Here is a 22,096-nt window from a genome sequence, read left to right as displayed (position 1 = left end):
ACCGTTGGATACCCCGCACATCGTCGCCCGCACCTGTGACGGCGGCGACTCGGCGATCACCGCATAGGCTGGCCGGATGCAGGACGAGTACCGCACAGTGGCCCACGTGGGCGTGCACGAGACCGAGGTCAACCGCTCCCGCTTCCTGTGCGCCCTCGCCCCGGCGGCCACCGAGCAGGAGGCCCAGGAGTTCATCGCGTCCGTCCGCAGGGAGCACGCCGACGCCACCCACAACTGCTGGGCGTACGTCATCGGCGCCGACGCCTCCGTCCAGAAGGCGAGCGACGACGGCGAACCCGGCGGCACCGCGGGCGTCCCGATGCTCCAGATGCTGCTGCGCCGCGACATGCGGTACGTCGTCGCCGTCGTCACCCGCTACTACGGGGGCGTCAAGCTCGGCGCCGGCGGCCTCATCCGGGCGTACGGCGGCGCGGTCGGCGAGGCCCTCGACACTCTCGGCACCCTCACCCGCCGCCGCTTCCGCCTGGCCACGCTGACCGTGGACCACCAGCGCGCCGGCAAGGTGCAGAACGACCTGCACTCGACCGGACGCGCGGTACGGGACGTCCGCTACGGCGAGGCGGTCACCATCGAGATCGGCCTCCCGGACGCCGACGTGGACGCCTTCCGCGCCTGGCTCGCGGACGCGACGGCGGGCACGGCGGGCTTCGAGCTGGGCGGCGAGGCGTACGGGGACGCATGACGGACGCACACGGGGGCGCGTGACGGACGCACACGGGGGCGCGTGACGCGTGACGCGTTGAGCGAACGTGCGGGGGAAATGTCCGCAACACTCCTTTGTGGCGGCTGTCATGACACTGAATGCAAGGCGAGGGAAACATGGTGCTGAACGGGGACGTGGTGGAGTCCCGCTTCAACGTCTGGCCGGTGACTGACACCACTTCGCCGATCTGGCAAACATGCAGGTCAAATGGGGTCTGACTCTTCGAGGTCAGGCCCCTGGATTTTTACCGTGCTGGATAGGTGCTGGATTTTCTGACCTCTCGTCACCTGTCATCACCCCTGCTCATTCCTGCCGTGCTGGATGCGTGCTGGGCAGAGGGTGAGGGTGCCCGTGCTGGGGCGTGTACTGTCCAGAGCCTGGCCTGCGGCCGAGAAGTGGTGGCGGTCTGGAAGCGGCAGGCCTGAGGCGGGCTCGGGGCGGAGACGGGGGAGAGGCGGCGCGTGGGTGCCGCCTCTCTGCTGTGTGCGGGTGCGGTGTCCGCGGCGCGTCAGCGCTTGACGGCCAGAGAGGTCACCGTCGCGGTGAACGGCACGTCGTCGCCCTGGCGGGCGGTGATCCGGACGCTCTCCTGGCCGGGCGTGGTGGCGGCGGTCGGCTCCGCCTTGATCCAGCACGGGGCATCGAACTCGACGAATCGCGTGAACGTGGCGTCGATGCTGGTCATGACGGTCTGCCGGGGGTGCAGTGCGGAGTGGGCCGCTTGGCGGGCCGCCTCCAGGAGCAGCATGCCGGGGATGTGGTCGACCGGGTGGTCGAACAGCACGGGGTGTGTCACGTCGACCCGCAACTGCCAGTGCCGGTCCGCTCGCCCGGGGGCGAGGACGACGTCCTGCGGGTCGATCCGGCCCGCCTGGTCGGGCGCGATCGGCGCGGGCAGCGGGACGGCGCCGGCCATGGTGCGGGCGGCGTCGCAGCGCGGGCCGCGCAGGCGCCGGTAGATGGCGGGCGCCTGGTTGGCGAACCGGGTCTCGGCGACTCCCATGCGCTGCTCGCCCCGGACTGCCGTGGCCCGCAGCGCCATCCCGCCGAGGCGTCCGGCGCGTTTGACGACGTCGGCGCCCGTGAGGTGTATTTCCAGGTCGGCGGGCAGCCGCTCGTGCCGCAGCGCTTCGGGGGAGAGGGTGCAGCGGAACCGGTCCCATATCTGGCGGTGGTCCATGGGTGCCCCGTACCCGACGTGGCTGACCAGGGGCATCGCCTGACGGACGCTCTCGGCGAAGAGCATCGGGTCGTGCAGGCCGTGGGCCGGTGCGTAGAAGCTGTGGGACCGGGGCCACTGGGCAGGGGCGAGAAAGGAGTCGTCACCGTTGTTCTGCCAGCCGCAGATCAGGACTTCGGCCTGGGCGGTCTTGTGTACGTACTGACGCGGGATGGCCGTCATCGGTAGAGCAGGGATGGTGGCGGTCTTGAGAGCGGAACCGGGGCGAACAGGTGCAACGGTGGTATCAGTCACGGAACGGCCTCTCTGAGGATCTCGTACTGACATCGGATGGCTGTGGGCATCGCAGCCGACAGGGCATAACCTAGAGAGCGCTCTGTTTCTTTGTCGAGGGAGATTTTATGACACGCCCACAGCAGGAGCGTGCGGTAAAGACGAGGGCGGCCCTCGTCAGGGCCGCCGCAGAGGAGTTTGACCTGCACGGATTCTCCGGAGCCAGCACGATCAAGATCGTCAAGCGGGCCGGTTCGACTATGGGAGCTCTTTACTTTCACTTTGACTCCAAGGACGACCTGGCCCGGGCTGTGATGGCCGAACAGGCCTCGGATCTACCGGAGTTGGGAGGAGTGGGCGGGCTGCAGCACCTGATCGACCTCACGCTCGCCCTGGCGCGGGAGCTCCAGTGCAACGTCCTGTTTCGCGCGGGTGTGCGGCTGGCCGTCGAGCAGGGCGCCTTCGGTCTGCAGGACGATGCCGCCTACCAGCTGTGGATCACCACCTTCGAGGAAGAGCTGAGGGTCGCGCAGGCGCTCGGTGAACTGCGTGAGGGCGTCGCCCCCGAGCAGTTCGCCCGGGTCCTGGTCGGGGCCTACACCGGAACGCAGCTGCTGTCCCAGATCAGCACGGGCCGCAAGGATCTGGCCGAGCGCATCGCGGAGTTGTGGTCGTACTTCCTGCCGGCCGTGGCCACGCCCGAGGTCGTCGACCGCCTGGAGCCCACGGGCCGGGCGTCAGAGGTGTCCGAATGAGACCGTGGACCGTCGTCCTGACCGGGGCCACCGGTTTCATCGGCGCCGCCGTGCTGCGGCAGCTGACCGGGTGTGCGGCGGCCGACGGCGGCCCGGTGCGGGTGCGTGCCGTCGTGCGCCGTGCGGACGTCGTGCTGCCGGGCGGGGAGGCGGTCGCGCAGGTGCGGGCCGACCTCACCGACCCGGCGTCGTTGACCGGTGTCCTCGAGGGAGCCGACGCCCTGGTCCATGCCGTGTCGTACGTCGGCAAGGACGCCGAACGGTGCGCGGCGGTCAACGTGCGAGGCACGGCCGCCGTCATGGCGGCGGCCCGCGCGGCCGGGGTCGGACGCATCGTGCACCTGTCGACCGCCGCCGTCTACGGCGCCGGTCCCCACCACGGCATCGACGTCGATGAGATCGCGCCCGCACCGGTCTCCGCGGCCAGCCGCAGCCGGCTCGCCGCGGAGGAACCCGCCCTCGATGCGGGCGCGTTAATGCTGCGGCCGGGCCTCGTGCTCGGTGCGGGGGACCGCTGGGTCGTTCCGGCGTTCGCCGAGCTCGCCGAGCGGGTGCCGCCCGAGTGGCTCGGCGGCACCGGACTGCAGTCCCTCGTGGACGTGGGCGATCTGGCCCGCCTCGTCGTGGCCGCCGCGACCGCACCCGACGCCGTACGGGGCGTGCACCACGCCGCTCATCCGGTGCCGGTGTCCACCGGCCGCCTCAGAGCGGCGCTGAGCGCACACGGCCTCGTGGCGCCCGCCCGTGGCAGCGCCGACTGGCAGCAGTGCCGCGCGCTGCTCGCGCGCTCCCAGGGCCGTTACGGCGAACGGCAGTTGGAACTGCTCGCGCAGGATCACCGGTACCTGAGTGAGCGGATCTGGCAGCTGCTGGCCAGGGACCCGGGGCCTGGCCCGCTGGCCCGCCTCGACGGGGCGGCGGCCTGGTACCGGGGCTTCATGGCAGGCCGTCAGGGGGCGCTCGCCGGGTCGTCCTGAAGCGCCCCGATCCCCTGCAGGGCGGTCTGCCACAGCTCGGTGAGGTGCTCCTGTGCGGTGGGCGGGGGCAGGAGCGTCCTGCGGGGCGGTGGCAGCAGACCCGCCTCGACCCCCGCCACGAGGCTGGCGACCAGGAGCGCGGCGGACTCCGGCCGTGTGCCGGGGCGCAGTTGGTCAAGGACCTCTGCCTGGTGGAGCCGGGTGCGCACCAGGGGCAGCCAGCTGTCCCGCCAGTCCATGCGCAGCGAGGGCCGTTCGCGGGACAGCCGGGCTGCCGCCCGCGCCGCGCTCTCGTCGATCAGCAGTGCGGCGAGGGCCCGCACGACGCCGCCGACGGACTGCAGCGGCGTCTTCCCCTGCCGGTCGGCCTTGTCGACGACGGCGCGCGTGGCCTCGATCCCGGCGGCGCACACCGCCTGTGCCAGGGAGGCCTTGCTGGGGTAGTGGAAGGTGAGCGCCCCCATGGTGACGCCGGCGGCCTTGCAGACACGGGACAGTGCCGTGCCGTCATAACCGTGCAGAGCGAACTCTGTCGCGGCGTTCCGCACGAGCCGTCCTCGGGTCAGCGCCGCTCGCGCCTGCCCGGTATGCCCCGACATGCCGTTTCCCTCCTGTCGGTTCGCCCGGTCCGTTCCCGTGGCCGGACGTGCCGCAGGACGAATCCGGGCGAGGCCGGATGTCCGGTGCGGCGGGGGTGTCCCCAGCGTCGCCGCCGCGTCCCGGTGCTCGCGCAGTGGCCTGATCCGATCCCTCGTCCTCTGCGTTTTGCGGCGTCGCGTACCGGGAGGCTAGGTCAACTCGCTCACGCCGCAGTCGAGTTCTTGCCAGGTCAGACCCGGTCATCGCGCCGCTGCGCGTCCCGAGAGCCTGCCGGGGCGGCTCACCTGTAGTTGCCCTCTGGACTAAGAAAGAGAGTACTCTCTATGTTTAGTTGCGGGAGGCCGGATCGCCGAGAGTCAGGGGATTGGCCGTGTGTGGCATTGTCGACACCTACCGTCACGGACCCGCACGGGGGCCTGCCCCTGGGGCCCGTGTCCGGATCCCGTCCGGCCCTAAAAACAAAGAGAGCACTCTATATTCTGTGCGTGTTTCCCTGAAAGGAGTTTTCGCTATGGGGGCTCCAGCGATCCTGGCGGAGGACGTCTACCGCGAGGAACTGGCAAAGATCGGCGCGGAGGACGGCCGGGTGGTGTGTGTGGAAGCCCTGCCAGGCGGCGCACGGCACCCCTTCGAGACGGCGCACCCGGACCGGTTCTTCCAGCTGGGCAGCGTCGAGAGCGCCATGGTGAGCATGGTCGAAGGACTGGTCACCGCCGGGTTCAGGGTGTTCGTGTGCGGACTGGGCACGGGTATCGGAGCGGCGCGGCTGCCCCGGCTGGCTCTCGCCCATCTGCAGACGGGTGCGTCGGTCGTGGTGCCGGACATCCAGGTCGATCCGGCGGAGCTGCTGCGGACGCCGCGCGTCCGGATCGCGGCGCCCAGTGGCATCCAGGAGATCAGGGCGGTGGTGCGCGGTGCGGCACGGTCGGGACGGCCGTACCACATCCGCATCGGCGCGGGGGCGCCCGCCGACGTCACGGCCCACTGGGCCGGTGCGGGCGACGGGGACATCCCCTCGGTCGTCTGGGACGTCGCCGGCGGCTTCGGGCGGCGCGCGGACGCGGGGGTCTGCCTGGTCTCGGTCGGCGAGGACGGCACCCGGCTCGCGTTGGCGGCCCGGGAGCGCAACGCGGGCCCCGCGCACGCGCACCTGGTGTACCTCGACGACAGTCACCTGGCCGCGGCGGCGGGTGAACTGGCCCGTCACCACGACCGGTTCGTGGTGCTCGGCGGGTATCCGGGGCGGCACGGGGTGCGGCAGCGGCTGAGCCGGCTGATGCCTGGCTGCGCCGTGCTCGGGGTGACGCCGAGCGGCGATCTCGCCGCCGACGCCGGCCGGGTGCTCTCGACCGTCAAAGGGCTGTGGCGATGAGCGGGCGCCGGGGCGGCCGCATGCGGCCGCCCCGGGCGGGCCCGGCTCCCGGGTCAGTCGCCGCGCGGCGGCTGAAGGAGCTCCGACCGGGCCAGCAGATAGGCGAGATGGGCCCGGCTGCGGCTCCCGACCAGGTCCGATGCTTTCTTGATGTGGTGGGACACGGTCCTGCTGCTGATGCCGAGCCGCTTGCCTATCCCCGCGTCCGTGTGGCCTTCGACCATGAGCTTCAGCACGGCCCGGCGGGTCTCGTCCGTCAGCAGCGGGAGCCGGTGGTCCTGGCCGATGGTGACCGGCTCGGCGCACTGCCAGGCGTGGTCGAAGACCTTGACGAGGTAGTGGATGAGCGCCGGATGCTCAACGGCAAGGGCGGTCGTCTGCTGGTCGTAGCGGGGGTCCGGGATGAAGGCGATGGAGCGGTCGTAGACGATGAGCCGGTCGACGACCTCGTCCAGCGTGCGTACCTGGGCTCCGGCGCTCGTCACCCGCTCGATGTAGGCGAGCGTCGGGCCGTGCGCGCGCACCGAGTGCTGATAGAGCGTGCGCTGTCGCACCCCACGCTTGTTCAGGCGCAGCGTGCGGGGCAGGGTCTTGCCCAGGGCGTCGGGGTCACGGGCCCCGCCGGGATGCGCCGTCAGCAGCTCTTCGCGACAGGCCTCCGAGGCTCTTTCGAGCGCCGCGTAGATGACATCGGCACCGTGCAGCAGGCGCACGGACGCCGCCGAGGTGCGCTGCTCGGTGCGGTACACGTCCTCGGCCGCGGACAGTGCGTCGTAGATGCCCGCCACCGTGTGCTGCTGGGCCAGGATCGCGCGCTCCAGCGGGCGCGTGAGGTCGTGGGACGCGATGTCCGGCGGCACCGCGACCCAGCGATTGCCGGTTTCGGCCTGTCGTCGCATCAGGCCCAACTCGGTCAGACAGTCCGGGACATCGTCGGACGCGAGGCCCTCCGCCAGCGCGCGGCGGTAGCAGTCCAGCCCGCGCTCGCACAGAGGTACGACGTTCGGTTGTGGGCTTATGTCCGGATCTCTGCACACTTTTCCCCCTTGCTGATTCCCGCAATGCGCGATCCTGAGCCTACCCGTCCGTGGACTTCAGCCTTTTCCACGCCATGCTGTTTGAGGCGGAAGGGGCGCGGTGCCATTTCCGTCGAACGGAAAGGATGGAAATGCATACGGATACGGTTTCGGCCTTATTGCTACACAGGGTGCCCGCGCTCCTTGCGGAAGCGGACGACGACGAGAACTGGAGTGCCGCTCCGGAGTAGGGCAGCGGCCAGGTGAACCGGCAACCAAAACACGACGCACAATTCACATTCGCGGGGGGCAGTGGGCGTGAACCGTGACGAGGAAACAGTTGGCATCATTCTGGCCGGCGGCAGAGGCGAGCGGGCCAAGCCGATCACTCTCAAATCCTCGGACTACATCCGGAGCAAGGCGCTCATCCCGTTCGTCGGACGACGTCTGGTCGAGTGGATGATGGACGCCTGCCGAGTGCAGGGCGTGCGTCGGTTCTACGTCGTGACCCACGGCCTGGAGAACCGCAACCAGATCAAGCTCCTGCTGGGCCACGGTGAGCGCTTCGGCGTCGACATCACCTACTCGCGTTCCCGGTTCGACCGGTACAACGTGGGCTCGGCCGGTGCCACCCTGCACAACCTCGAGCAGTGGGACCTGCAGGGCCGGGCGCTGGTCCTGCCCGTCGACTCGCTCTTCGACTTCGATCTGGCGGCGATGGAGGCGACCCACAGCGCCGAGGGCGCGGTGGTCACCGTCGCGTCCGTGGCCCGCACCGCATCGGAGATCGCCGGCAAGTACGGCGTCATGCGGACCGACGAACACGGTCTGGTCCAGGGCTTCCTGGAGAAGCCCGGCATCGGTGAGTTGGGTTCGCTCTTCCCGCGGACGGCCGACGATCCATCCGCGACCCTCGCAACCAACGCCGGGATGTACCTGGTGGACTGCGGCCGCCTGCGGATGCTCGCCCGCGAGCCGGAGCTCTTCCGCCAGTCCCACCAGCGTCTGGACTGGGGCGGCGACCTCCTGCCCCACCTCGTCGGACGAGGCGTACCGGTGGCGACCCACACCATCGGGCGCCTGGGCGACATGGGCAATGTGCCCGACTACCTGCATACGGTCCAGCTCGTGCTCGACGGCGCGTACGAGCAGATGAACCGGCTGATGGCGGCCCCCGACCGGACGGATCCGCGCTGCTGGATCCACGAGACCAGCCTGCAGACGAAGGACGACGTCGCCGGCACCACGCTGGCCCAGAAGATCGACGACGGCTCGGTCTCAATCGGCCCGGGCGTCCGGATCGGCCGCGACGTCGAGATCGGACCCTCAGTGCGCCTGGAACACACGGACGTCGGCGACGGAGCCGAGATCCGTGAGGGCGCCACCCTCGCTCGGTCGGCGGTGGGCGAGTCGGCGGTGGTCGGCAGCTGGGCCGACATCACCGACACCTACATAGGCCCCATGGCCCAGGCGCTCTCGGAGCGCGTCCGGCCACTGCGGCTGGAGCAGTTCTCGGCCATCGGCGACGGAGCCGTGCTCTGGCCGGGATCACGATTCTGCGGGGTCACCGTGTACCCCCGACTGCGGGTTCCGGCGCTGGCCGGCGTACCCGCGCAGACCGAGCTCAGGCACGCTGACGACATCCTGCGCTGGGTGTGACGGCGCTCATCCCTGGAGGGCACCATGCAGAGCCCCATTGCAGTCATCGGAGGGGCCGGCCGGACAGGCGTGATCATTACACGCCGACTGATCGAGGAAGGCCACCAAGTACGAGTGATCAGCCGCGACCCGGAGCGCGCGGTGCTGCCACCCGCAGTGGACAGGCACCGCGGCGACGTGCGGTACGCGGACTCCCTGGGTCCCGCGCTGCGCGACTGCTCCGGCATCGTGTTCACCGTCGAGCCGGGCACCGCCGACTCGGGTCCGCACAGCCCCGAAAGCACGGTCTACGACGGGGTGCGCAACGTGCTCGCCGCGGCCGCCGACGGCGGACAGCGCCCGCACGTCGTCCTGGTCAGCCAGATCTACGTGACGCGACGCGAACACCCCATGAACGCCTACGGACGGCTGCTCGACTGGCGGCTGCGCGGCGAGGACGAGGTGCGTGCCTCGGGCCTGCCCTACACCGTCGTACGTCCCAGCTGGCTGACGGACGGCGATGCCGCGGGCGCCCGGGTGCGCCTCGAGCAGCACGACCGCGGCAACGGCTGGGTCTCGAGGAAGTCGGTCGCGGAGGCGTGCGTGCAGTCCCTGCACCTGCCGTCCGCGGGCGGGACGACCTTCGAGCTCTACAACGAACCGGGCCAGGAGCCCACCGACTGGGGTCCGCTGTTCGACCGGCTGATCCCCGACCGGGTCCCCGCGTATCCGGGACCGGTCCACTGACGGGCGCCTGAGCGCCACCCGCACGGCGGGGCGGAGCCTTTGACCGGCCCACCCCGCTCGAGACCTGCCGGGCATTCCCCCGTCACCGGCAGGCAGGGACACGGGGCCGGCGCCAGTGCCGTCGCACCGCCCGCCGGCTCCGTGTCCACCACCGCGCTTTTCGTATGGCCGCCCATTCGCTGCGCCGTCGCATGCCCGTTTTTGGCACGCGGCTGTGAGGCCTGCCCGGATTCGGCGGTCCTCGGTTCCCGCAGCACGGATCCGTGGCTTACCGGGATGTGGCTCACGTATTTGATGGAGAGGGGAGAACAGTGTCCGCAGAAGACCAGCAGGCGCTTCCCGACGACATTTCACCGAACGAATTCGCTGAGGTTCTCTCTGCGCTGCGCTCCATTCCACGAAGCGACCAGCGGCGCTGGGGCGAGGTCTATGTGCGCGGACTGCTCGCGGTCCGCGGGAAGAAGACCATGCGTGCCCTCGCCAATGGCGCGGGCAGCGGGGCCGAGCAAAGTCTTTACCAATTCATCAGCAAGTCGCCGTGGGACGTCGACGCGGTGCGCGGCGACCTGGCGCGGCTGCTCATCGAGCGCGCGCAGCCCCGTGCCTGGGTGGTGCAGCCCCTCGTGATCACGAAGGTGGGCCAGCACTCGGTCGGCGTGGAGCGGCAGTGGGTCTCGCAGATCGGGCGGGTCGTCAACTGCCAGCAGGCGATGAGTGTCTGGCTCGCCGGGGATCGCGGGAGCTGCCCCGTGGACTGGCAACTGGCGCTGCCCGAGTGCTGGACGGACCAGGAGGACATGCGCCGCCGCGCCTCCATCCCCGCCGATGTCGCATCGTGCCCGCCGGAGCAGTGTGCCGTCGACTCGGTGAGCAAGATGGCGCAGGAGTGGGGGCTGCGCGGGCGGCCGGTGGTGATGGATCTGCGGGAGACGTCGCCGCAGCCGGTCTGCGCGGAGCTGGTGGACCGTCAGATCCCGTTCGTCGTACGGGTCGACCCGTCCTCCATCACACCGGTGCCGCCCGGCCAAAAGACCGCTCCGGGCGGGCCCGGACCCGCCGACCAGGCCGGGGGATGGGTGGGCTCGGCCGGGCTGCTCTCCGCCCTGCACAAGCAACGCATGCCGGTGGAGTGGTTCGACCACACGGAGCAGACCATGCGCGCCACTTCGGTCGGCGCCGCCCGCGTCGCGCTGCGCAAGGGCTTAACCGTTCACGGGCAGCCGGAACGCCTCGACCTCGTACTGCTGGCCGCCTGGGCGGACCCCCGCCGGCGCTCCCCGAGCGAGTTCTGGCTCTCCAACCTCGCCCAGTCGCAGCTCGGCACCGTGTACCGCACGGCCATGCTCTCGCGGCGCGTGGAACGCGATCTGGCGGAGGTGAGCGACGGTCTCGGCATCCGCGACTTCGAGGGCCGCTCGTACCGCGGCTGGCACCACCACATGACGATGGTGTCCCTGGCGCATGCCGTCACCGTGCTCTCGCCGTCCCGCGCGCAGGGACCGCCCGCGCCCAAGGGCCGCAGCACGCACGTCCCCTCACGCGAGGCGAAGGTGAGTGCCGCATGACCGGGACCGGCCCGCGCACCGTGACGCCCCGCCGGTCCGGCGGGCTGAGTGCCGCGGACCTGGACCTGATGGTAGACGAGCTGTGCCGGCTCCTGCCGGACTGGCTGCCCGGCAGGCGCTGGTACGCGGGCAAGGGCCACCGCCTTCGCGAGGTCCGGCCCCTCCTCGCGGAGGTCGTCGTACCCGGCACCCCCGCGCTGTTGCAGACCGTGTTCCGAACCGACGACGGCGCGTGCTACCAGCTGCTCGTCGGCGCCGTGCCGGGACCGGCCGATGCCGACACCGGTGTGCCCGCCGACGCCGTCATCGGCAGCGGCCGCACGCCGGACGGGCGGTGGCTGACCCTGTACGAGGCGAGCTCCGATCCCGAGCTGCTGTCCGCGCTGCTGGAGCGCTTCGTCGCGGCAAAGCCGTGCGGAGCGCTCGGGTACCACCACGTCCCCGGGGCGGTGATCCCGGCCGGACTGCGGGCCAGGCCGCTCACCGGGGAGCAGTCCAATACGTCGGTGGCCTTCGGCGACCGGATGATGCTCAAGGTGCTGCGCCGCATCATGCCGGGTGCCAACACCGAGCTGGAGATGCTGGCCGCACTGGAGCGGGCCGGCGACGTGCCGAGCGCGGCGCCGCTGGCCTGGGCGCAGACCGCCGGGTGGCAGGGCGCGGAGCCGGCCACGCTGTGCATCCTCCAGGAGTTCGTGCCCTCGCGCGGGGACGGCTGGAGCATCGCCACGGCCAAGGCGCAGGCCTGCATCCGCGGCGCGTGCGAATCCGTCGCGCCGCTGGGCGGCTTCTCGCACGACGCGTTCTCCCTGGGGCAGGCCACCGCCCAGGTGCACCTGGCGCTTGCCCAGCAGTTGGAGGCCCGCCCGCTGAGCCTGCCCCAAGCCGTGGAGCTGACCGACGCCCTCGTGGCCCGGCTCGACGACGCGCTCGTCGAGGTGCCCGACCTCACTCCCTACGCGCGCGGACTGCAGACGGCGTATCAGGATCTGCGCGAAGTGGTGCGGCGCGGCAACCCGTTGCCGATCCAGCGCATCCACGGCGACCTCCATCTGGGACAGGCGCTGCGGGCCCCGGACGGCTGGGTCCTGATCGACTTCGAGGGCGAGCCGGGGCATCCCTTCGAGGAGCGGCGCCGCCTGCAGCCGGCGGTCCGCGACGTCGCCGCCATGCTGCGGTCCTTCGACTACGCGGCACACCACGCCCTCGGCGACATCCTCGGCGCCCCGCCCGGGGGGCCGACCTCGCGCGATCTTCGCGGCACGCGCATGACCCGCCGGGCCTCGGCCTGGGCCGTCCACAGCCGCCGCGCCTTCTGCGCCGGTTACACCGCGGCAGGTGGCCAGGACCCGCGCACGAGCCCGGTGCTACTGAGGGCGTTCGAGGCCGACAAGGCCGTGTACGAGGCGCTCTACGAGGCCCGCAACCGGCCCGAGTGGCTGCCCATACCGCTCGCCGCGGTGCGCCGGCTCGCGCGCGGCAGCCGGTTCGTGGGCTGACGCGGTGGCCGCGGACACGCATGACCCGACCGGCGGACGGCGCGAAGGGCCTGAAGGACAGGGACGTCGCGGTGGTCGGAGGCGGTCCGGCCGGGCTGTCCGCCGCGCTCCAACTGGCCCGCTACGGACGCCGGGTGCTGGAACGGGTCCGGCTGCTCACCAACAGCCGCAGGGACGACATCCGTGAGCGCTTCAGACGCCGGCTCGCCGCGGCCGGTGTACCGATCGTGCACGACCGCATCAAGGCGGCCGTGGGCACGGGCGGCCGGCTGGCGGCCATCGTGACGCGGGGCGGTGAACGCCTCCCGCTGGACGCCCTGTTCTCCCTCCAGGGTGCCACCCCGGAGACGGCCCTGGCCCGCGGTCTCGGCCTCCGGCTCAACGCGCAGGGCCATGCGGACGTGGACACGGAGCAGCACACGTCGGTTCCCGGCGTGTATGCGGCGGGGGACATCGCGGCGCCGCATTCCCACCAGGTGTCGGCGGCGGTGCAGGAGGGGGCGCAGGCCGCCTCCGCGGCCAACTACTTCCTTTGTCCACCGGAGTTGAAGGCGGACTGACAGCGGTACCGCAACCGGCGCGACAGTTCAGAAAGTCGATTTTCCTTCTTTGGCTTTACCGATGACCGCTGGACATGATGAACGAGCCCGTCCAAAGGAGAATTCGATGATCCACCAGTTCATTCTGGCGGCGCCCAAGCCGGGCATGACCGCACAGGAATTCCAGGACTACTGGGTAAATGTCCACGCGGTGCGGTACGCATCAAAGATTCCGCAGATCCGCAAGTACATGGTCGACACGGTGGTGGACATCGAGGGCAACCTCGGTGAGCCGGCGCTGCCGCACCAGGGCATCGCCGAGATCTTCCTGGCCAACGGCGAGGAGCAGCTGGCCTCGCTGCAGACCGAGGAGTTCCTGCAGGGGGCCCGGCTCGACGAGCCCCACTGGGCCGCGTTCTGGCAGACCATCGTCGTCGACACCACCGCGCACGAGATCGTCGCGGGGCCACCCCTTGCCAGGGGGCAGGAGTGGGTCAAGCTCACGGTGCTGCAGAAGAGGCGCCCGGGCCTGGCCCTGGACGACTACCGCAAGCAGACCCTCGACGCGTACGCCTCGGTCGTCAAGGGCACCCCGGGGCTGCGGCGCTACCTGCACGCCCACACCGTGGACGGCGCCTACGTCTTCGGCGAAGCGGCCTTCGACAGCGTCGAGCAGCTGTGGTTCGACGACGTCAACGCCCTTGAGCAAGCGCTGCGTTCGCCCTACTTCACCGGGCAGGTGAAGGCCGCGCGCGACGAGATCGTCGACCAGAAGTACGTCTTCTCCCTGGCGGCCAGGGAGAACTGGATCATCGGTCCGCAGGCCCGCTGATCCCCCTGATCCGGTGGCTGAGGCGCCGCCCCCTTCCGTCGCGGCGCCCGGCCACCCATCCCGAACCGAATACCGAAGGAGCCGGCGTGCCCAGGAAGAACGCCAAGAAGATCCTCGTGATCCTGTCGGAGTACGGCTACTGGGGCGAGGAGCTCGTCGGGCCCCTGCACCACTTCGACCAGCGGGGCTACGAGGTGGAGTTCGCCACCCCGACCGGGAAGCGCGCGCACGCGCTGCCGCCGTCGATGGACCCCGAGTACATCGACCCGCCGCTCGGCCGCTCGGTCACCTCAGAGGAGGTCGCGAAGCTCACCCAGGAGGTCGATGCTTCCACCCGCCTTAACGATCCGATCGACATCTCCAGCTGGATCCCGGAGCGCCCCTACACGGCGGACGACGACTACCTGCGCAAGCTGGAGGCCTACCACCGGGCACTCGACGTGGTGGCGCAGGAGCTCGACGACTACGACGCCCTGCTCATCGTCGGCGGTTCGGGCCCGGTCGTGGACCTCGCCAACAACGAGCGGGTGCACCAGATCATCCTGGCCTTCCTGCGCGCCGACAAGCCGATCGCTGCCGAGTGCTACGGCGTCGCGCCGCTGGCCTTCGCCCGCGACTGGGAGGACCGCACGTCCATCATCTGGGGCAAGCACGTCACGGGCCACTGCAAGGAGTACGACTACAAGGACGGGACCGGATTCCTCGGCACCGACTTCGTGATCGGCCCGCCGCCGTACCCGCTGGAGTACATCCTGCGTGACGCCACCGGACCCGAGGGCCGCTACATCGGAAACTTCGGCAAAGAGACCTCGGTGATCGTGGACTACCCGTTCATCACCGGGCGTTCGACGCCGGATTCCTATCTGACCGGAGAAAAGGTCGTCGAGGTGCTCGAGGACGGCCTGCGCCGCTTCGGCTGGTAAATACGCGGCAACGATTGAGAAATCGAGAGAAGGTAGACATGGCCAGGCAGGGCAATGCGGCGATCATCGAGCAGTTCATCGCCGACGGAATTCCGTTCATGTTCGGCAACCCAGGAACGGTCGAGCAGGGATTCCTGGACGCGCTGGAGGACTATGACGACCTCCAGTACATCCTGACCCTGCAGGAGACCGTCGCGGTCGGCATCGCGGACGGCTACGCCCGCGCCACGGGCCGGCCCGCGCTCCTGCAGCTGCACAGCGGGGTCGGCCTCGGCAATGCCATCGGCATGCTGTACCAGGCCAGGCGCGGCCACTCGCCGATCCTGACGATCGCGGGTGAGTCGGGCGTCCAGTACGAGTCCATGGACGCCCAGATGGCAGCCGATCTGGTCGCCATGGCGAAGCCCGTGACCAAGTACGCGACACGGGTCACCGACCCGCGCTCGGTGCTGCGGGTGCTGCGCCGGGCGATGAAGATGGCGATGACGCCCCCGATGGGCCCGGTCTTCGTGGCGCTTCCTCTCGATGTGCTCGACGCTCTCAACACCGAGCAGATCGTGCCGACGGCCGCTCCCAGCACCCGCAGCGCCCCGGCCGACGGGCTCGTGGCACAGGCGGCGCGGCTGCTGACCGGTGCCGAGAAGCCGGTCGTCCTGGTGGGCGACGGCGTCTCGGCATCCGGTGCCCAGGAGGAACTGGTGCGGGTGGCCGAGCAGTTGGGCGCCGACATCTACGGCGTCAACTACTCCGAGGTGAACCTGGACGTCACCCACCCGCTCTACCGCGGGGACCTCGGCCACATGTTCGGCGCCGTCAGCACGGCCGCCGTCAGGGATGCCGACGTGGTCCTCATCGTCGGCACGTACACCTTCCCGGAGGTCTTCCCGGACACCGGTGACCCGTTCCGCCCGGACGCCAGGATCGTCCACATCGATCTCGACGACTACGAGATAGCCAAGAACCACCCGGTCACCCTCGGCCTGGTCGCCGACCCGAAGGAGACGCTCGCAGCGCTCTTTGCCCAGCTGGTCGGCAAGCTGTCCGAACTCGACCAGGTGGCGGCGTTCGAACGCCTTGAGGCCCGCCGCGGTGAGCGGCCCACCGAGGTGGCGGACGACGGGTCGCTGCTGAACGCCTTCCTGCGGGAACTGGCCGGCCAGGTCCCCGACGACGTGATGATCTTCGACGAGGCGCTGACCGCTTCGGGCGCGCTGAACGCCCATCTGCCGGGCCGCCGGCCGGGCCACTGGTTCTCGACGCGCGGCGGTTCGCTCGGCGTCGGCATCCCCGGGGCGATGGGGATCAAGCTGGCCCACCCGGACAAGACCGTGATCGGCTTCACCGGCGACGGCGGCTCCATGTACACCTTCCAGGCGCTCTACACCGCCGTACGGCACGGCATCGGCGCCAAGTTCGTCATCTGCAACAACCGCAGCTACAAGCTGCTCGACAACAACATCGAGCAGTACTGGCGGGAGCGGGACGTGGCCCCGCACGCGTACCCGACGCCGTTCGACCTCTCCCACCCCGATCTGGGCTTCGCGCAGATCGCCGGCGGATTCGGGGTCGACGCCCTGCAAGTCGACGACCACAGCCAGGTCGGCGACGCGGTCAAGCGGATGCTCGCGGACGACAAGCCGTTCCTCATCGACCTGCGGACCACCGAAGGGGGAGACCGTGGCTGACGTACCGTCCCGTGGCGGGGTGCTCAGCGGGCACAAGATCGCGATCCTGGCGGAGAGCGACTTCTACGAGCCCGAAATCGCCTACTACCAGCGTCGGTTCGCCGAGGAAGGCGCCCGGGTCGACTTCGTCACCCGGATGTGGGGCAACAAGTCGATCACCTTCACCGGCCACGAGCACCGGGCCCCGCTGACGGTGACCCGCAGCCTGGAGGACCTGGACGACCGGCGGCTGCGCGAGTACAGCGCGCTGATCGTGCCGTCCGGCATGGTCGCCGACCGGCTGCGCTACACCGAGGACATCGAACAGCTCGCGCCCGCCACGGACCTGCTGCGCCGGGCCTTCGCCCGGTCGGGCGTGGTCAAGGGGATCATCTGCCACGGCATGTGGCTGGCCTCGTCGATCCCCTACGTCGTACGCGGACGCAAGGTGGTCTGCCACAACAACCTGCTCGGCGACGTCCGGAACATGGGCGCCAACTACGTCGACCAGGACGTCGTCGTCGACGGGGACCTGGTGACCGCCCGCACCGGCGACCACTGCCATCTCTTCGCCAGGACCATCATCGACGAACTCGTACAGCGAGGGGTGTGACAGCCATGTCAGCAACGTCAGCCATGCCAGGACGTCCCGGGAACGTCGACTTCACTTTCTCGGACACCGTCGCGGGACGGGTCTGCGGCTTCGACAGCGAGGCCCGTGTCTTCTCCGTGGTCACCGCCGACGGCCGGTCCTTCGACATCAGCCTCGACGGCGGCCCCAGCGCGGAGCTGCTGCACAATCTCGGTGAGCCGTACCAGGACGCCACGAGCCACATCGACGAGCTGCTCACCCAGGAAGCCTTCGTCCTCGCCTACGGCGTCTTCTACCCCCACAGCGAGACGCTGCGCTTCGAGGCCAAGCGGCTGATCTTCGTGGGGCGCGACCCCGAGGACTTCCGCTTCGAGGAAGCCGGCTGGTGGATCCGGCAGATCAGGGAGATAGCGGGCTTCTACCGCAAGGCCCAGTTCGGCGACGGACCCGTCGACTTCGGCGGCTACCGCACCGAGATCCGGCTCGGCGGCGACAAGACCGCGAGCCACGTCCAGGAGACGGACACCATCTCGCGGCTCGTCTACGGCATGGCCTCCGCCTTCCTGCTCACCGGCGACGACGAGTACCTGGAGGTCGCCGAGCGCGGCACCGAGTACCTGCGCGAGCACATGCGGTTCGTCGACACCGACGAGAACGTCGTGTACTGGTACCACGGCCTCAAGGTCGACGGCGACGTCGAGACGAAGCTGTTCACGTCCGAGTTCTCCGACGACTACGACGCGCTGCCCGCCTACGAGCAGATCTACGCGCTCGCCGGGCCCGTTCAGACCTACCGGATCACCGGCGACCCGCGGATCAAGGCGGACGCGGACGCCACCATCCGGCTCTTCGACCGCTTCTACCTGGACCCCGAGGACGGCGGCTACTTCTCGCACATCGACCCGATCCTGCTCAGCCCGCACCACTCCTCGCTCGGGCCCAACCAAGGGCGGAAGAACTGGAACTCGGTCGGTGACCACGCCCCCGCGTACCTGATCAACCTGTACCTGGCGACCGGCGAACAGCGTTACGCCGACATGCTGGAGTACACCTTCGACACGATCGTCGAGCGCTTCCCCGACCTGAAGAACAGCCCGTTCGTGCAGGAACGATTCCACAAGGACTGGTCGCCCGACACCACGCACGGGTGGCAGCAGAACCGCGCGGTCGTCGGCCACAACCTGAAGATCGCCTGGAACCTGATGCGCATGAACTCCCTGCGCCCCAAGGACGTCTACCTGCAGACGGCCGTCTCGCTCGGCGAGACCATGCCCGAGGTCGGCAGCGACCGCCAGCGGGGCGGCTGGTACGACGTGGTGGAGCGCGTCAAGGTGGACGGCGAGGAGAGGTTCCGCTTCGCCTGGCACGACCGCAAGGCATGGTGGCAGCAGGAGCAGGCGATCCTCGCCTATCTGATCCTGCACGGCGTCACCGGGCGGGTGGACTTCCGCACCGAGGCGCGCGACGCCCAGTCGTTCTACAACGCGTTCTTCCTCGACCACGACGAGGGCGCCGTCTACTTCAACACCATGGCCAGCGGCCTGCCCTACCTCCTCGGCGTGGAGCGTCTCAAGGGCAGCCACTCGATGTCGATGTACCACTCGGCCGAGCTGTGCTACCTGGCAGCCGTCTACAACAACCTGCTCGCGGGCGGCAAGCCGATGGACTTCTGGTTCAAGCCCGACCCCGCCCTGATCGAGGACCGCGTCCTGCGGGTCGCCCCCGACCTGCTGCCGGCCGGAGCCGTGCGCATCGCGGCCGTGGAGATCGACGGCGCGGAGCACACCGATTTCAACGCGCAGGCCCTGACCGTCCGACTGCCCGAGACTTCGGGCCGCGTCAAGGTCAAGGTCCGCCTCGAAGCCGACTCCCGCCCGGAGGTGAGGGGATGACTGTCAAGGTCAGCTCGCAGGAACGCACCGGCGCCACCGTCGTCGCCCTGGAGGGCGAGATCAACTCCACCACCTCCGGGGGACTGCAGTCCCAGCTGCTGCCGTTCATAGGGCAGGGCTCGGTGGTCCTGATCGACCTCACCGGGATCTCGTACATCTCCAGTGCCGGCCTGCGCACCCTCCTCATCGTGCACCGCCACGCCCAGCAGCTGGACGCCGAGATCACCCTGGTCGGCCTCTCCGACGAGGTCTCGTTCGTCATGTCCGCCACGGGGTTCCTGGACTTCTTCCGGGTCGCCGAGGACCTGGACGCCGAGCTGGAACGTGCGGGCCGATGAGCACCCAGGACATCCGGGAGCGCATCGACGCCTTTCCGACGCACCGGATCGGCCCGTACCGGGTCAGGGCGGGCCGGCCCTTACCGTACGGCGCCACCCCGGTGCCCGGCGGCGTCAACTTCTCGGTCTACTCCGACGGCGCGACCTCGATGAGCCTGGTGCTCTTCGAGCGCGGCGCCACCCAGCCCAGTGCCGAACTGGAGTTCCCGCCGGAGTTCCGCATCGGCAGCGTGTACGCCATGACGGTCTTCGGGCTCGACGCGGAGAACCTGGAGTACGGCTTCCGCGCCGACGGCCCCTTCGACCCGGCCCGCGGCGACCGCTTCGACGGCGTCAAGGTGCTCAGCGACCCCTACGCACGGCTGATCTCGGGGCGCGAGGTGTGGGGCCGCGAGCCCGACTGGGACAACGTCTACCACTACCGCTCGCAGGTGCTGAACGACGACTTCGACTGGGGCGGCGACCGGCCGCTGCGCATCCCCGCCGAGGACCTCGTGATCTACGAGACGCACGTCCGCGGCTTCACCCGGCACCCCTCGTCGAAGGTGTCGGCGCCCGGCACGTACGCCGGAATGCGGGAGAAGATCCCGTACCTGCGGGAGCTGGGCGTCAACTGCCTCGAACTGCTCCCCGTGTTCGAGTTCGACGAGCTGGACAATCCGCGCACCGATCCGGTGACCGGTGAGCGCCTTTACAACTACTGGGGCTACAACACCGTCTCGTTCTTCGCCCCCAAGGCGGGCTACGCCGCCACCGGCCCCTTCGGCATGCAGGCCGACGAATTCAAGTCGCTGGTCAAGGAGTTGCACAAGGCCGGCATCGAAGTCGTGCTCGACGTGGTCTTCAACCACACGGCCGAGGGGAACGAGCAGGGCCCGACCATCTCGTTCCGCGGCCTCGACAACGCCACGTACTACATGCTCACGCCGCGCGGCGAGTACTACAACTTCAGCGGCACCGGCAACACGGTCAACTGCAACCACCCCGTGGTACGGGACTTCGTGCTCTCCTGCCTGCGCCACTGGGTCGCCGAGTACCACATCGACGGGTTCCGCTTCGACCTCGCGGCCATCCTCGACCGGGCCCCGGACGGCACCCCGCTGCCCAACCCGCCGCTGCTCGAACAGCTCGCGCACGACCCGATCCTGCGGCACACGAAGCTGATCGCCGAGGCCTGGGACGCGGCCGGCCTCTACCAGGTCGGCAACTTTCCCAACTACGGCCGCTGGTCGGAGTGGAACGGCAAGTACCGCGACACGGTCCGGCGCTTCGTCAAGGGCGAGCCGGGCCTCGTCGGCGAGCTGGCGACCCGGATGGCCGGCTCGCCCGACCTGTACCAGGGCCGCACCTCGTCCGCGTCGGTCAACTTCATCACCGCCCACGACGGATTCACCCTGGCTGACCTGGTCTCGTACAACGACAAGCACAACGAGGCCAACGGCGAGAACAACAACGACGGGGCAAGTGACAACAACAGCTGGAACTGCGGGGAGGAGGGGCCCAGCGCCTTGGCGCACGTCCGCGAGCTGCGGATGCGGCAGATGAAGAACCTGCTGACCATCCTGCTCACCAGCCAGGGCATTCCGATGATCCTGGCCGGCGACGAGGTCGGCCGCACCCAGCTCGGCAACAACAACACCTACTGCCAGGACAACGAACTGTCCTGGTTCGACTGGGGACGTGTCGAGACCAACGCCGAACTCCTGGATTTCAGCAGGAAGTTGATCGCCTTCCGGCACGCCCACCCGGTCCTGCGCACCAGCGACCACCCCACCGGCACGGACCGGGTCGGCAGCGGCTACCCCGATGTCAGCTGGCACGGCGTCGGAGCCTGGGCGCCGGACTGGGCCGACCACGGCCGGGTGCTCGCGATGATGCGGTGCGGCCGGCACGCCAAGGGCGGCACCGTGGCCGACGACCACGTGTACGTCGCCGTGAACGCGCACTGGGAGGCGCACGACCTGGAGCTGCCCGCCCTGCCCGACGGGCAGCGCTGGCACCTCTTCGCCGACACCGGCACCGCCGTCCATCCCGTCGGCGGCGAACCGGAGCTGAAGCACCCCGGGCGTTTCCACCTGGGAGCCCACTCCGCGGTCGTCCTCGTGGGACGCGCGGCCCATCCGACGACCGCCTGACCCAGAAGGAGAACCATCGTGGCTTTCGACGTGCGGCTGAGGATCAACGACAAGGTCGCCACCATCGAACTCTCGGGGGAGCTGGACGCCTCGACGGCAGGGGAGTTCCACGACACCGTCAGCCAGGCGGCCGGCGCCGGCGCCGTCGAACTGGTCATCCGCGCCGAGCAGCTCGGCTACCTCTCCAGCGCCGGCCTGCGCTCCCTGGTCGTCGCCCGCCAGAAGATGGGCGACGAGGTGCGCATCGCCGTCGTGGGCGCGTCCGAGCCGGTGGCCCGGACCATCCGGCTCGCCGGATTCGACCACAGCATCGATCTCGTGGACGCCTGAAGGGACGCACCGAGATGACGTTCGACTTCGAGGCCGCAGGGGCCACCAAGGCAGCGGGCGTCGCGCAGGCGCCCGGGTGCGGCAGGGCGAACGCACTCCGTGTTCCCGCGACGATCGATTCGCTCGAGCCGGTGTCCGACTTCGTTCTGGGCCTCGGCAAGCAGGCCCGCCTTCCGGAGAGTTCGCTGTACCGGCTGCGCCTCGCCGCCGACGAACTGGCCACCAACATCGTCCTGCACGGATACCGCGGCGAACCCGGCGAGATCACCGTGGACGGCGGGATCGACCCGGGCGACGTCTGGGTCCGCTTCCAGGACGACGCCCCGGCGTTCGACCCGCGGCAGGGCATGCGGGCACCCGCGCTCGACGTGCCGCTCGCGGAGCGGGAGATCGGCGGCCTGGGAGTCTTCCTGGCGTTCACAGCGGTGGACACCTTCGAGTACGAGCTCGTCGCGGGGCGCAATGTGAGCACCCTCGTGATGCGCCGGCCGACAGTTCAGTAGAC

General features: G+C 69.9%; 21 protein-coding genes. 18 read left to right on the top strand and 3 right to left on the bottom strand.

Translation table 11 applies throughout. The annotated features are described in order from the left end of the window. Window positions 1-76: 76 nt before the first annotated feature. A complete protein-coding gene (locus OG289_RS08655; RefSeq protein ID WP_327313428.1) occupies window positions 77-703 on the top strand; it encodes a YigZ family protein in 627 nt (208 codons plus the stop codon). A 529-nt stretch (window positions 704-1,232) separates the two neighbouring features. Here OG289_RS08655 and OG289_RS08650 read toward each other — a convergent pair. Beyond that, window positions 1,233-2,126 (bottom strand): ScbA/BarX family gamma-butyrolactone biosynthesis protein, encoded by an 894-nt coding sequence (locus OG289_RS08650; RefSeq protein WP_327313427.1) that lies wholly within the window; start codon window positions 2,124-2,126, stop codon window positions 1,233-1,235. A 179-nt stretch (window positions 2,127-2,305) separates the two neighbouring features. Between OG289_RS08650 and OG289_RS08645 the strand changes: the two genes are divergently transcribed. Together OG289_RS08645 and OG289_RS08640 are read left to right on the top strand one after the other, a co-directional pair. Continuing rightward, window positions 2,306-2,932, top strand: coding sequence for a ScbR family autoregulator-binding transcription factor (locus tag OG289_RS08645; RefSeq protein WP_327313426.1), 627 nt, complete (start codon window positions 2,306-2,308; stop codon window positions 2,930-2,932). After that, window positions 2,929-3,909 carry an NAD-dependent epimerase/dehydratase family protein gene (locus tag OG289_RS08640; RefSeq protein ID WP_327313425.1) on the top strand — a complete coding sequence of 327 codons (981 nt, stop codon included), beginning with the start codon at window positions 2,929-2,931 and terminating at the stop codon, window positions 3,907-3,909. Before OG289_RS08645 ends, OG289_RS08640 begins: the two co-directional genes overlap by 4 nt. On the opposite strand, the gene OG289_RS08635 is transcribed toward OG289_RS08640, so the two are convergent. Further along, window positions 3,882-4,508 (bottom strand): TetR/AcrR family transcriptional regulator, encoded by a 627-nt coding sequence (locus tag OG289_RS08635; protein WP_327313424.1) that lies wholly within the window; start codon window positions 4,506-4,508, stop codon window positions 3,882-3,884. The genes OG289_RS08640 and OG289_RS08635 overlap by 28 nt on opposite strands. Window positions 4,509-5,020: 512 nt before the next feature. Here OG289_RS08635 and OG289_RS08630 point away from each other — a divergent pair. After that, a complete protein-coding gene (locus OG289_RS08630) occupies window positions 5,021-5,881 on the top strand; it encodes a transketolase (protein WP_327313423.1) in 861 nt (286 codons plus the stop codon). Between the two features lie 53 nt (window positions 5,882-5,934). Here the strand turns inward: OG289_RS08630 and OG289_RS08625 are convergent, their stop codons facing one another. Beyond that, window positions 5,935-6,918: a helix-turn-helix transcriptional regulator gene (locus OG289_RS08625; RefSeq protein WP_327313422.1), complete on the bottom strand. Its 984-nt coding sequence runs from the start codon at window positions 6,916-6,918 to the stop codon at window positions 5,935-5,937. A 297-nt stretch (window positions 6,919-7,215) separates the two neighbouring features. Between OG289_RS08625 and OG289_RS08620 the strand changes: the two genes are divergently transcribed. The 14 genes from OG289_RS08620 (at window position 7,216) to OG289_RS08555 (ending at window position 22,094) form a co-directional block, all read left to right on the top strand. Further along, window positions 7,216-8,556, top strand: coding sequence for an NDP-sugar synthase (locus OG289_RS08620; protein WP_327313421.1), 1,341 nt, complete (start codon window positions 7,216-7,218; stop codon window positions 8,554-8,556). 24 nt (window positions 8,557-8,580) lie between these two features. Continuing rightward, entirely contained in the window at window positions 8,581-9,282 is a 702-nt protein-coding gene (locus tag OG289_RS08615) for an SDR family oxidoreductase (RefSeq protein WP_327313420.1), read from the top strand. Between the two features lie 311 nt (window positions 9,283-9,593). Beyond that, on the top strand, window positions 9,594-10,847 hold the full coding sequence (locus OG289_RS08610; protein WP_327313419.1) for an IS701 family transposase: 1,254 nt from the start codon (window positions 9,594-9,596) through the stop codon (window positions 10,845-10,847). Then, entirely contained in the window at window positions 10,844-12,346 is a 1,503-nt protein-coding gene (locus tag OG289_RS08605) for a maltokinase N-terminal cap-like domain-containing protein (RefSeq protein ID WP_327313418.1), read from the top strand. Before OG289_RS08610 ends, OG289_RS08605 begins: the two co-directional genes overlap by 4 nt. A 20-nt stretch (window positions 12,347-12,366) precedes the next feature. Then, entirely contained in the window at window positions 12,367-12,906 is a 540-nt protein-coding gene (locus tag OG289_RS08600) for an NAD(P)/FAD-dependent oxidoreductase (RefSeq protein ID WP_327313417.1), read from the top strand. 106 nt (window positions 12,907-13,012) lie between these two features. Further along, a complete protein-coding gene (locus tag OG289_RS08595) occupies window positions 13,013-13,717 on the top strand; it encodes an EthD domain-containing protein (RefSeq protein ID WP_327313416.1) in 705 nt (234 codons plus the stop codon). Between the two features lie 86 nt (window positions 13,718-13,803). Continuing rightward, entirely contained in the window at window positions 13,804-14,640 is an 837-nt protein-coding gene (locus tag OG289_RS08590; protein WP_327313415.1) for a type 1 glutamine amidotransferase domain-containing protein, read from the top strand. Between the two features lie 38 nt (window positions 14,641-14,678). Continuing rightward, on the top strand, window positions 14,679-16,325 hold the full coding sequence (locus tag OG289_RS08585) for a thiamine pyrophosphate-binding protein (protein WP_327313414.1): 1,647 nt from the start codon (window positions 14,679-14,681) through the stop codon (window positions 16,323-16,325). Then, the gene (locus OG289_RS08580; protein WP_327313413.1) at window positions 16,318-16,917 is read left to right on the top strand and encodes a DJ-1/PfpI family protein; all 600 of its coding nucleotides are present in this window, start codon (window positions 16,318-16,320) and stop codon (window positions 16,915-16,917) included. The genes OG289_RS08585 and OG289_RS08580 overlap by 8 nt, the downstream gene beginning before the upstream one ends. A gap of 23 nt (window positions 16,918-16,940) precedes the next feature. Further along, on the top strand, window positions 16,941-18,788 hold the full coding sequence (locus OG289_RS08575; RefSeq protein ID WP_327313412.1) for an AGE family epimerase/isomerase: 1,848 nt from the start codon (window positions 16,941-16,943) through the stop codon (window positions 18,786-18,788). Further along, the gene (locus tag OG289_RS08570; protein ID WP_327313411.1) at window positions 18,785-19,126 is read left to right on the top strand and encodes an STAS domain-containing protein; all 342 of its coding nucleotides are present in this window, start codon (window positions 18,785-18,787) and stop codon (window positions 19,124-19,126) included. The genes OG289_RS08575 and OG289_RS08570 overlap by 4 nt, the downstream gene beginning before the upstream one ends. Next, window positions 19,123-21,261, top strand: a complete 2,139-nt coding sequence (glgX, locus tag OG289_RS08565; protein WP_327313410.1) for a glycogen debranching protein GlgX — start codon at window positions 19,123-19,125, stop codon at window positions 21,259-21,261. The genes OG289_RS08570 and glgX overlap by 4 nt, the downstream gene beginning before the upstream one ends. A gap of 18 nt (window positions 21,262-21,279) precedes the next feature. Further along, window positions 21,280-21,591 (top strand): anti-sigma factor antagonist, encoded by a 312-nt coding sequence (locus OG289_RS08560; RefSeq protein WP_327313409.1) that lies wholly within the window; start codon window positions 21,280-21,282, stop codon window positions 21,589-21,591. A 14-nt stretch (window positions 21,592-21,605) separates the two neighbouring features. Further along, the gene (locus tag OG289_RS08555; RefSeq protein ID WP_327313408.1) at window positions 21,606-22,094 is read left to right on the top strand and encodes an ATP-binding protein; all 489 of its coding nucleotides are present in this window, start codon (window positions 21,606-21,608) and stop codon (window positions 22,092-22,094) included. Window positions 22,095-22,096 lie beyond the last annotated feature (2 nt).

The sequence above is a fragment of the Streptomyces sp. NBC_01235 genome, assembly GCF_035989285.1.
Taxonomy (GTDB): Bacteria; Actinomycetota; Actinomycetes; order Streptomycetales; family Streptomycetaceae; genus Streptomyces.
Note: the sequence above shows the minus strand (reverse complement) of the source record. Positions and strands in the feature narration are given on the sequence as shown.